9 protein-coding genes are annotated in these 11,398 nt (G+C 40.7%); 4 read left to right on the top strand and 5 right to left on the bottom strand.

Annotated features, from left to right (window positions below; genetic code table 11):
• Nucleotides 1–24: 24 nt before the first annotated feature.
• Nucleotides 25–354: a ribonuclease E inhibitor RraB gene (locus BGP78_RS16215; protein WP_119862352.1), complete on the top strand. Its 330-nt coding sequence runs from the start codon at nt 25–27 to the stop codon at nt 352–354.
• A gap of 41 nt (nt 355–395) precedes the next feature.
• Here BGP78_RS16215 and BGP78_RS16210 read toward each other — a convergent pair whose 3' ends face one another.
• The 4 genes from BGP78_RS16210 to pyrC form a co-directional block, all read right to left on the bottom strand.
• Nucleotides 396–2,135: a DEAD/DEAH box helicase gene (locus tag BGP78_RS16210; RefSeq protein WP_119862351.1), complete on the bottom strand. Its 1,740-nt coding sequence runs from the start codon at nt 2,133–2,135 to the stop codon at nt 396–398.
• Nucleotides 2,136–2,217: 82 nt separating this feature from the next.
• A complete protein-coding gene (locus BGP78_RS16205; protein WP_010362304.1) occupies nt 2,218–2,523 on the bottom strand; it encodes an H-NS family nucleoid-associated regulatory protein in 306 nt (101 codons plus the stop codon).
• A gap of 208 nt (nt 2,524–2,731) precedes the next feature.
• Nucleotides 2,732–2,941 (bottom strand): cold-shock protein, encoded by a 210-nt coding sequence (locus BGP78_RS16200; protein ID WP_010362305.1) that lies wholly within the window; start codon nt 2,939–2,941, stop codon nt 2,732–2,734.
• 322 nt (nt 2,942–3,263) lie between these two features.
• Nucleotides 3,264–4,307 (bottom strand): dihydroorotase, encoded by a 1,044-nt coding sequence (gene pyrC / locus BGP78_RS16195; protein WP_119862350.1) that lies wholly within the window; start codon nt 4,305–4,307, stop codon nt 3,264–3,266.
• Between the two features lie 196 nt (nt 4,308–4,503).
• Between pyrC and BGP78_RS16190 the strand changes: the two genes are divergently transcribed.
• Nucleotides 4,504–6,879: a GGDEF domain-containing protein gene (locus BGP78_RS16190; protein ID WP_119862349.1), complete on the top strand. Its 2,376-nt coding sequence runs from the start codon at nt 4,504–4,506 to the stop codon at nt 6,877–6,879.
• Nucleotides 6,880–7,112: 233 nt separating this feature from the next.
• Here the strand turns inward: BGP78_RS16190 and metE are convergent, their stop codons facing one another.
• Nucleotides 7,113–9,386: a 5-methyltetrahydropteroyltriglutamate--homocysteine S-methyltransferase gene (metE, locus tag BGP78_RS16185; RefSeq protein WP_119862348.1), complete on the bottom strand. Its 2,274-nt coding sequence runs from the start codon at nt 9,384–9,386 to the stop codon at nt 7,113–7,115.
• Nucleotides 9,387–9,678: 292 nt separating this feature from the next.
• On the opposite strand from metE, the gene BGP78_RS16180 reads away from it, so the two are divergent.
• Both BGP78_RS16180 and BGP78_RS16175 read left to right on the top strand, forming a co-directional pair.
• Nucleotides 9,679–10,566, top strand: coding sequence for a LysR family transcriptional regulator (locus tag BGP78_RS16180; RefSeq protein WP_010362309.1), 888 nt, complete (start codon nt 9,679–9,681; stop codon nt 10,564–10,566).
• Nucleotides 10,567–10,627: 61 nt separating this feature from the next.
• The gene (locus tag BGP78_RS16175; protein ID WP_119862347.1) at nt 10,628–11,392 is read left to right on the top strand and encodes a YdcF family protein; all 765 of its coding nucleotides are present in this window, start codon (nt 10,628–10,630) and stop codon (nt 11,390–11,392) included.
• Nucleotides 11,393–11,398: the final 6 nt, after the last annotated feature.

The raw sequence follows: 11,398 nt of genomic DNA, 5'->3' as shown, positions 1-11,398 counted from the left end.
TAATTAGTTTAAGCGGATAAAAACATGCAGTTTCCAGATGATGACAATGGCCAGCTCCTTAACGAAATAGCAGAAGCCGGTGTTGACCTAAGCCAACTTCATAATGTTGATTTCTTCATATTATTTGAGCAAAAGCCGCAAGCTGAAAAGTTTGCACAAGCCATTGCAGAAGATGAATTAGCACCTAACACCGAATTACAACAATGTCCTGATACGGGCGTTTGGGAAGTTGTTACGACAGTTAAAATGGTACCGGTCCACGAGTTACTCGGTCAAACTGAACAGTATATAGAAAGCATTGCCAATACCCATGAAGGGTATGGCGACGGCTGGGGCATTATGGCACCAGAATAAATCCCAAAGCTGCACGGATGCAGCTTTGACTACCCTCATCCCTATGACTTATCCGCTTTGCGATAGCTTCCTTCATAATCAAACAGCTTCTGAGCAACCTGCCAACCATACTTTTTGTGCTGTTTCGCAATAACAAAATCTGGCGCGCGTAATAGGTGCCCTACAGCAACCACTTGTTCCGCTGAACTCCACGTTACCTTATCAACATGCCCCTGCACCCGGTAACTATAAAAGCGATGAAATACAAAGCGACTTTTTTTATTAGAAAAGTCATATACCTCATCACAACTGGCGCCGTCTTCATCAAAGTAGCTTACTTTGATTAACTGCGCTTTTATTAATGACACCGATAACCCAGAGCAACGCAGCACCATGGCATTTTTTAAATTAAGTGCAGCCCGCAATTTATCGTCGGGATCAGCCATAATCGCACCACATTGATTGCATTGGCGCGCAGCGATATCATTTTCAGCACCGCATTCATCACATTCTTTAAACTTAAACCTGAAGTCACATTGTTGCTGAGATTGACCATCATCAAGTAACCCTTGGCAGCGCCTGCCATAATGTTCAATTATTTGCCCATCCTCACTCAGCTTTCCCCAAAAAACATTCGCAAAGCCACACCCTGGACACAGTACCTGTACTGGCTCACTGTCTGAATTTGGTTTTTTTTCACCCACTTCTGGGTGATATAGATTAAAATCATTTCCAGCATAATCTAAAATAATGCAATCTTCTTTATCTTCGGAAAGCCTTAAGCCTCGACCAACGATTTGTTGATATAAACTAACTGACTCTGTTGGTCTTAAAATAGCAATTAAGTCAACATGGGGCGCATCAAAGCCCGTAGTTAATACAGAAACATTTATTAAGTATTTAATTTTCTTTTCTTTAAAATCTTTAATTATTTCATCACGTTTTGCATTGTCAGTATCACCAATAATTAACCTTGTATTATTTTCTGGTAAATAGCCTGTTATTTCCTTTGCATGTATAACCGTTGCTGCAAATATCATCACCCCTAATCGACGTTCACTTTTTTCGATTATGTGATCAATTATACTTTTTGTTGCTCTAGTTTGATCTGATAAGAGCTTATTCATATCTTTTTCTGAATAATTTCCAAATGTATTAGTAATTAAAGAAGAAAAATCGTAATTGGTTGTTGCAGGGTCAATTTCATTTGGAGAAGTTAAATACCCATTTTGGATCATATACCTCAATGGTAGTTCATATATACATCGCTTAAACGGTGACTCCGAGCTTCCTCGAATAAAACCATGATAATGCTGGTAATAAATCCAGCCCATACCTAAACGATAAGGCGTTGCAGTTAAACCTAATACCTTTAAGTTTGCGTTGTATTTACTTAATTGGTTTATGACTTGTTGATACTGGCTATCTTGATTTTCACTCACACGATGGCATTCATCAATGATTATCAAGGAATAAAAGCTTTGCAGCTGTTCTAGGTTTCGAGCAATAGACTGAACGCTCGCAAAGGTCACCTGCTCTGATAATGACTTCTCTTTCAACCCAGCAGAGAACACACTCGCCTTAAGACCGAAGCTGGTATATTTTTGCGCGTTCTGCTCTACGAGCTCTTTGACGTGTGCTAAGACCAGTATTTTATGTTTTGCAAGTCGAGCTAACTCTGCAATCACGAGGCTTTTTCCTGCACCAGTAGGGAGGACAATTACCGCGGCGTCATTACATTTTTTAAAGTGGGATATCGTATTCTGAACGGCGTCTTGTTGGTAGGGTCTAAGGGTGTAAATAGGTCTTCCAAACAGTTAGAGGCTTCTAAAAATAAACGCCCGCAATTAAAGCGAGCGTAGAAGATAATATAGCTCAGCTAAATTAGATCGTATAGTCGTCTAAATTAACATCAGCAAAAGCTTTTGGTGTTTTACCACGGCCAGTCCATTCAAAAACTTGCCCATCTTTTTCTATACGATATTTTGCTTTTACTTTTGCGCGCTTGTCCGATTGAGCGCCACCGACTAAATCTTCAAGGGTTAACCCTTTTTCCTTGATAAGTGCTAATACTTCGTCTTTTACTTGCTGTTGTTCACGTTGACTATCGAGAGCTTCGTTGATTAATTCAGCAGCTTTCTCTAGCTCGTTAAAACTTGCAGACTTAATAAAAGATTTAATTTCACGCATTGGCAGTTCTCTTGTATTGATAAGGATATAAAATTACCTACAAAGGGTAATATATTAATCAGATATAAACATTTACTGATCTACCTATTATTTTTACATATAAAAATAATAAAGCAAATAATTATAAGGAATTTTATATAATAAGAATATTTAGAAAGAGAAAATAAGATAAAGGAGTAACAGGGCTGTTACTCCCATTAAAGCAGGCTTATACAGCAACTACGTTTTCAGCTTCTGGACCTTTTTTACCTTGCTTAACGTCAAAAGACACAGCTTGGCCATCAGTCAGAGTACGGAAACCGTCACCAGAAATAGCGCTGAAGTGTACGAACACGTCAGGACCATTTTCTTGTTCAATAAAACCAAAACCTTTAGATTCATTGAAAAACTTTACTTTACCTGTTTTAGAAGTAGACATACCTATTATTCCTGTAGATCAAATCAAAATTAACACTTGCCAATATGGCTTCCTCCCTGAGCTTGCTTATCAACACATCGGAATAATAAATACAGCAGATCATACTAATGCTACCAATCGTAAGTACCTAACCGGTAAGTACAAGTACATTATTCTTTACCGCAACTTTTACATCCATTGAATTGCAAAAACTCAAAGCATTAGTAGCCTAACATAGAAACTAGGTTTCTGTACAAACCAAGGCTCATTAATTCTGTAAATATTACCCAAAAACATAAAAAAAGCGCACTATATCAGTGCGCTTCTTATACTAGTTGGTGAATTACTCAGTCACTAACCAGTCAATCATATCACCCGCTTTAATCGGCACTACGTCAGTTCCGCCAAGGGGGTAGCTCTCTGGTACCTTCCAAGGTGACTTTTTCATCGTAATGGTATCTGTGTTACGTGGTAGGTTGTAAAAGTCTGGTCCAAAATGACTTGCAAACCCTTCTAACTTATCCAGTGCATCAACTTCTTCGAAGGCTTCAGCATACAACTCTAATGCAGCATGAGCTGTATAGGCTCCCGCACACCCACATGCAGCTTCCTTTTTATCTTTGGCATGTGGTGCAGAGTCTGTGCCTAAAAAGAATTTTTTACTGCCACTGGTAGCTGCTTCAATGAGCGCTTGTTGATGAGTATTGCGCTTCAAGATTGGTAAACAATAATAATGCGGCCTGATCCCACCTGCTAGCATGTGATTACGATTGTATAATAAATGATGTGCCGTTATGGTCGCAGCGACATTATCAGAAGCGCCTTTAACAAATTCTACTGCATCTTGGGTGGTAATATGCTCTAACACGACTTTTAAATTAGGAAACGTATCAACTATTTTAGAAAGTTTGGTTTCAATGAACACTTTTTCTCGGTCAAAAATATCAATAGATGAGTCTGTGACTTCACCGTGTACCAATAAAAGCATGCCAACTTCTTCCATCGCTTCAAGCGCTGGGTAGACATTTTCAATATCAGTTACACCTGAATCGGAGTTAGTCGTTGCACCAGCCGGGTACAGTTTAGCCGCAACAATATGACCTGTTGCTTTGGCTTTTTTAATCTCTTCTGGCGTTGTTTTATCCGTAAGATATAACACCATTAACGGTTTAAAATCACCTTGAGGCTCAGCGGCCAAAATTCGATCTCGATAAGAAAGGGCAGTTTCGGTGCATGTGGCAGGCGGTACCAAGTTAGGCATGATGATTGCGCGTCCCATATAACGGCTAATATCACGAACGGTGTCTTTTAACTGTACGCCGTCGCGTAAATGAACATGCCAATCATCTGGGCGAGTAATAGTGAGGGTCGTTACTGTGCTAGTCATTGCTCTTTTCCACTGCTGAATTTGCCCGATCATAGGCAGTTAAAGGCCGTTAGTAAAGTATTTCGCACGGTGTTTATGTAAAGATGACACACTGTTTGCATTGTTTTACACCCTCAAACGTTTTTTCTTTGAAAAATATGTTGTTTCATTCTTAAGTACGTTAAGTTATGCACACTCTCAAATATGAGTGATGAGCATGCTTTCACAAAAAAAATTAGAATCAAAGACCGAACAGCTCAGCATCATCAACCAATTTTCTTCATCTTTACTGCAAATTACTCAGTTAGATGAACTGTTTGATTATGTGACCTCTCAGGTAGTTAGCCGACTGGGTTTTGTTGACTGTGTAATTTACCTCGCTGATGAACACCATGAATATTTAGAAGAAGTAGCCAGCATGGGATTATCAAGCCAAAATGCCAACTACCAAATTATTCAAACTCGCATTCCTATTGCCCAAGGGATCACAGGGTATGTGGCACGCACCCAAACCGCTTTCGTATCTGCTGATGTTTCGAGTGAACCCAGGTATATCGCAGACTCTCGCCCTGCTTTGTCTGAATTATGTGTTCCTTTAGTATATGAAGAACAACTTCTCGGGGTAATTGATTGCGAACACCCTGAGCCAAACTATTTTACTAATGGGCACTTACAGATCCTCTCAACTGTCGCACATTTACTTAGTGCTAAAATTAATCAAGTGAGAACGTTAAACCATTTAACACAGACTGTTGATCAGCTTAATCAAGCGCAACAATTAGAAAAATCACTGCTTAAAATTGCTAATATTGCTTATAAGTCGCAAGAATTAGATGCTTTCTATGATGACATTTACGCCATCATAAACAGTCAATTACCAGCAGAAAACTTTTTCATTGGGTTATATGACAAACACGCTGATTTATTAGAAATAAATTACCTAGTGGAGAATGAAGTAAGATGTAATGCATCACAAAAAATTGTTAAAGCGCAATTAAAAGAAACTGCTTCTTACTACATTATCAGTAATTCCAAGCCCTTGTTATGTAATCATATCGACTTTGAAAAGCACATTGCACAAGGACATTTTAAAATGGTGGGCCGCTCTCCAACATCATGGTTAGGTGTGCCTTTTACGGTTAATGAGCAGTACCAAGGTGTGATTGTGATGCAAAGCTATCATGATCACAAAGCATTTAACCGCCATCATTTAGCAATTTTAACTTACATTAGCAGACAAGTAAGTATGGCCATTGACCGTCAATTATCGCGTCAAGCACTCGAACATAGGGCACTGCATGACGAGCTTACCGGATTAGCTAATCGCTATCTTCTACTAGAGCGAGTTAAACATGCCATTTTATCTCATGATCGGGCACCACAAAAGAAACTACATTGTTTGCTCTATTTAGATCTCGACCGCTTTAAAAGTATTAATGATGCACTAGGACATGATGTAGGTGACCACTTTCTTGTCGCAATCGTTAATGTTATTAAAGGTAGCATTCGACGCACCGACATCTTTGCCCGACTGGGGGGGGATGAATTTGCGATTTTTATGGAAAATGTTCATGATAAGCAACAAGTTGATATTGCCCTTGAGCGCATCAACAATGCCATTGCCAAGCCTCTACAGATAGACGGACATATATTACAAGCATCAGGCAGTATTGGCGCCGCATTTACCAGTGATGCAACCGACAATGCAATTACTCTGTTGCAACAAGCGGATGCAGCCATGTATGAAGCAAAGTCATCTGGAAGAGGCCGCGTTTGTTACTTTAATAATGCCATGCGTAAAAAGCTAAAACGCCAAGCGGACATAGAGAATGATCTACAAAGTGGTATCAAAAACCATGAGTTTGAACTCTATTTTCAACCCATTTTCACACTGAACCAACCTCATATAGTCAGTTTCGAATCGTTAGTACGCTGGCATCACCCCAGCGCGGGTCTTGTTCCCCCTGATGACTTTATTCCTATTGCAGAGCATACAGGGCAAATTATTGAACTGGATTTATACTTGCTTGACTTAGCCGCTGCGCAATTACAAAGTTGGCGTCGGGATGGAAACCCAACCGTGAGAATAACCGTGAATGTTTCTTCTCGACATTTTGCCAGTTTGGATTTTGTCGAGTATATGCGCTCACTATACATAAAATATCAATTACCAAACGGTACCCTGTGCCTTGAAATCACAGAGTCGGGATTAATTGAAAACCTCACGCTGGCCACACGCATTATTCACGGGTTAGCACCGCTTGGGGTGAAACTGTATCTAGACGATTTTGGGACCGGTTACTCCGCACTGGGGTATCTTCATCAACTCCCTATACACACCTTAAAAATTGATAAAAGCTTTATTGACCAACTAACACACAAAGAAAATCCCTTGGTTGATGCCATATTATCTCTGGCACAATCGCTCAAACTCAATGTCGTTGCTGAAGGCATTGAAAATCCAAAACAATGGGCGCTGTTAAAAAGAAAAGGCTGCCAACTTGGTCAGGGTTACTTAGTCTCTAAACCGCTACCTGCTTCTCAAGCCATGGCATTATTGATAAAGCATACTGACGTGGCACTGTCTATTTAACCTCAGGCTTGGATAAGGGTTTTGGAATAGAAAATGTTTTGAAAACAAACTTACGTACAATCCAATGATGATATTTTGCTCAATATCAAGGCGCTTTTATGCAGTAATAGCGGGCTATTACAAATGAAAGCAACGCCGAGAGTGAGAAAAATAGCTTTATTGGGCAAATTCGCTTATCCAGAGCTGAGGTGATTTAATAACTTCAGGCTATGCATCTGCATAGCCCACTTCATTTAACCTAGCTCCACTCTAAGTTCTTTCGCGGCTCTCACCATATTATTTAGTGCTTCGCGGGTCTCTTCCCAGCCTCTTGTTTTAAGCCCGCAGTCTGGGTTAACCCATAAACGCTCAGCAGGCACCTTTTTAGCTGCTTTATTAATTAACGCTTTCATCCACTCAATCTCAGGTACATTGGGCGTGTGGATGTCGTACACCCCAGGTCCAATCTGATTTGGGTAAGCAAACTCTTCAAAGGCTTCCAGTAGCGCCATATTAGAACGAGATGTTTCAATTGTAATAACATCTGCATCCATATCGGCAATGGCACTGATAATATCGTTAAACTCCGCATAGCACATGTGGGTATGAATTTGCGTTGAATCTAACACGCCGCTTGCTGATACTCTAAATGCGTATGCCGCCCATTCGAGGTATGTTTGCCATTGACTTGCCTTTAATGGCATCCCCTCACGAAACGCGGGTTCATCAATTTGGATAATATCAATGCCTGCATTTTGCAGCTCAACCACCTCATCACGTAACGCTAAAGCAATTTGATTCGCAATAGTAGGTCTGTCCAAATCATCGCGGATAAATGACCAAAATAAAAGAGTAACAGGGCCCGTAAGCATCCCTTTTACTTTCTTACTCGTTTGAGCTTGGGCGTATTTAGTCCATGTAACCGTCATCGCTTTTTCGCGTGAAATGTCGCCCCAAATCACCGGCGGTTTAACACATCGCGAACCATAACTTTGTACCCACCCAAACTGAGTAAAAGCAAACCCATTTAATAGCTCACCAAAATACTCAACCATATCATTCCGCTCAGCTTCACCATGCACCAGTACGTCTAAATCAAGTGCTTCTTGCTCCTCCACCGCATAACGGATCTCCGCTTGCATTTGCGCGTTATAATCAGCTGACGATATTACACCCGCTTTAAAGTCGCGACGAGCATTACGAATTGATTGGGTTTGTGGAAATGACCCAATGGTAGTGGTAGGTAATAAAGGTAGTGCAAGCGCTTGGGCTTGCACTTTGCTTCTTTGCGTAAAGGCGCTTTGTCGCTGACCATCTTTTACCGTTAAGGCTGCAACTCGATTATGTACCAATGCGTTATTTACTCGAGGTGAGGTTGCTCTGGCTTTTACGGGTAACGAGTATTCTAAAATTGCACGAGTATCGCCTGATGCCAATGCCAATTTTAATAACTGAAGCTCTTCCCCTTTTTGTTTGGCAAATGCAAGCCATGAGCGTAGCTCAGGGTCCAATTCAGCTTCTTGGTCTAAATCGACGGGAGTATGAAGTAACGAACAAGAGGGCGCTAACCACAGGTTATCGCCTCGTAGCTTGGCAACCTCCTCTATTTTTTCAAATACGCCGGCCAGATCAGTTCGCCAAACATTGCGACCATTCACAACCCCCAGAGATAACACCTGATCCTTTGCTAATAACGTATGCAATGCTGCCACATCATGAGCTCCTGCCACACAATCGAAGTGCACCCCCTCCACTGGGTACGCCGCAATATCAGACAGGTAATCATTAACTGAATCAAAGTACGTGGCTAATAATAGTTTAACCCCTTGCCCATCAAGAGCGCTAAAGCTTGTTCGCAATGCATCACAGTAACCCTCTTCCAGTTCCAGCGAGAGAATAGGCTCATCAATCTGTACCCACTCAACGCCTTGTTCTGCAAATTTTACAAGCACTTGTTGGTAAATCGGCAATATACGATCTAACAGATCCAGTTTGTTGAACGCCTCACCTGCACACTTTGACAAGTACAAATAAGTCACCGGGCCAACCAAAACCGGTTTTGCCTTGTAGCCCAGGCTTTGCGCTTCTGTCACTTGCTCAAAGAGCTCATGCCAAGCCAGTTTAAATGATTGCGTCTGCTCTAACTCTGGAACAATATAATGATAATTACTATTAAACCATTTTGTCATTTCGCTGGCCGCACATGCGCACCCAGTTGGCGCTCGACCTCGACCAATACGAAATAATGTATCTAAATCAGGCTCTGCATCCGAGCTTTTATGCCGCAATGGGACCGCACCGAGTAATAACGTTGTAGTTAATACGTGGTCATACCATGCAAAATCTCCTACTGGTCCTAAGTCAATGCCACCATTTGCCTGTAACGCCCAATTTTCTGCGCGTATTTTTCGGCCTATTTCAATTAATTCTTGCTGAGAGATTGAGCCAGCCCAATACGCTTCTACTGCGAACTTTAACTCACGCTTTTTGCCAATTCGAGGGAAACCAAGGTTATGTATTTTTGCCATGCGCTTTTAATTCCATTTGGATGTTTAGACGTCTAAAAGTGTGGTTTGCGATTGAATTGAATGCAATTGATGCTTCCTCACAGGTAACATGAACAAAATTAATTTGTAATTTTTGTAAAAAAGTTAAAATAAAAATGACAACGCTGTCAAAATTGGTGCTATAGTGATTTTGTTATAAATTAATCAATGCATGCTGGTTTTATAGACGGCCAACCTCTATTATGGCGATATTTACCATGCTGCTAGGTAGTAATTTGAGTTTTACTCACTAGATAAATGAGATTTATTGAAGATGATAGACATAAAACACTTAAAAACCATATCTACTCTGAAAGAAACAGGCTCATTAGTTAACACCGCGCGTGAATTATTTTTGACACAGTCTGCGTTATCACATCAAATTAAAGATCTCGAAAATAAGCTAGACTGTCAGTTATTCGAACGTAAAACACAACCTGTCCGATTTACGCCACAAGGCATGTTATTATTAGAACTCGCAAGCGAGATCTTACCTCGGGTTGAAGCAACTAAGTGTCGCCTAAAAGAAAGTTTAAACCAGCCTATTTCACAATTACGACTGAGCGTAGAGTGCCATGCATGTTTTCATTGGCTGCTACCCACCATAAAAGAGTTCAACAATTTTTGGCCAGACATTAAAGTCGATTATGAAAGAGGGTTTAGCTACGATGCGATTCCAGATCTTATGGAAGATGAATTAGATCTGGTGTTAACGTCTGATATTCGTGAGCCTGATAAACTAGAATACGCACATTTATTTGACTTCAAGCTTAAACTCATTGTTGCACCTGATCATGAACTCGCTAAAAAAGCCTATGTCACGGCACTCGATCTAAAAGATGAAACCATCATCTCTTATCCGATCCCAAAAGAGCGCCAAGATATATTTAAGCATTTTATACAAAATGCCCGTTTTGATGGCACCTTAAAAACAGTTGACCAAGGTTTACTCATTTTTCAATTAGTGAGTGCAGGCATGGGGGTCGCGGCCTTACCTGATTGGTTAGTTACTCCTTATGAAAGCCAAGGCTTAATAAAGTCTATTCCATTGGGTGCGCTAGGCTTAAATCGTCCGATGTATTTAGCAATGAAAAAGAATATGAAAGATAATCCTGTTTATCGTCACTTTTTAAACACATGTAAAATAAACAATGGACGTTAACCTGTTCATAGTCTTCAGTCTCTAATACACTGTAACCCAACATCCAAGGTTGGGTTCTTACATGTTTGAAATAAAAAAAGTTATTGGCTCGGTACTGATGCCATTGCCACTGTCACTTCTTTTCATCGCATTTTGTTTACTCTTTGTCAGTAAAACAAACACCAAATCATTTATCATAACTTGGCTATTAGTCCTTTTCTTATGGGCTATCAGTACACCCTACATTGCAAACCGAATCATTACCCCTCAAGAACGAGTATTAAAACCATTTAACGTCACTCAGCATGCACACCTAGATAAAATAGTCGTATTGGGATGCGATGTTTACCCAAACTCACAGCTTCCTAGTAATGGGCAGTTAGGGGGGTGTGCACTCTCTCGACTAGTAGAAGGCTTAAGACTGGCACACCACTATCCTCGCGCTGATTTAATTGTATCTGGCGGCGGACACAGTAAAACCTCTAATGCAGCACTTATGGCAAAAACAGCACAGGCACTGGGCATTGCCGCGCATCGTGTTAAACAAAACCCAAGGGCACTAGATACAAAAGATGAAGCAAGACTTTTAGCTCCTCACTTAGTCGATAGACAGATTGCGTTAGTCACCTCAGCCAGCCATATGTCACGAGCAACAGATTTATTTAATGCACAAGGCGTAGAAGTGATCTCTGCCCCAATTCAATTTTACTCGCTGAGTAGTCAACCTCAATCAAGGCAATTTATCGCACAAGCGAGCATATTAAAGGCCGTCACTTCTCACTGTCATGAATGGGTCGGAAAAGCTTGGATATCGTTGCTACGCACAATAGACCCTGAAGCCTTATAAATACAT

Source organism: Pseudoalteromonas sp. MSK9-3 (assembly GCF_003590335.1).
Classification (GTDB): domain Bacteria; phylum Pseudomonadota; class Gammaproteobacteria; order Enterobacterales; family Alteromonadaceae; genus Pseudoalteromonas.
This window is presented reverse-complemented; position numbering and strand designations above follow the sequence as displayed.

What these genes read in the sequence shown, in the direction of transcription:
- BGP78_RS16215 (WP_119862352.1), top strand. Translation starts at nt 25, where the DNA reads ATGCAGTTTCCAGATGATGACAATGGCCAGCTCCTTAACGAAATAGCA.
- BGP78_RS16205 (WP_010362304.1), bottom strand. Translation starts at nt 2,523, where the DNA reads ATGCGTGAAATTAAATCTTTTATTAAGTCTGCAAGTTTTAACGAGCTA.
- BGP78_RS16200 (WP_010362305.1), bottom strand. Translation starts at nt 2,941, where the DNA reads ATGTCTACTTCTAAAACAGGTAAAGTAAAGTTTTTCAATGAATCTAAA.
- pyrC (WP_119862350.1), bottom strand. Translation starts at nt 4,307, where the DNA reads ATGACTAGCACAGTAACGACCCTCACTATTACTCGCCCAGATGATTGG.
- BGP78_RS16190 (WP_119862349.1), top strand. Translation starts at nt 4,504, where the DNA reads ATGCTTTCACAAAAAAAATTAGAATCAAAGACCGAACAGCTCAGCATC.
- metE (WP_119862348.1), bottom strand. Translation starts at nt 9,386, where the DNA reads ATGGCAAAAATACATAACCTTGGTTTCCCTCGAATTGGCAAAAAGCGT.
- BGP78_RS16180 (WP_010362309.1), top strand. Translation starts at nt 9,679, where the DNA reads ATGATAGACATAAAACACTTAAAAACCATATCTACTCTGAAAGAAACA.
- BGP78_RS16175 (WP_119862347.1), top strand. Translation starts at nt 10,628, where the DNA reads ATGTTTGAAATAAAAAAAGTTATTGGCTCGGTACTGATGCCATTGCCA.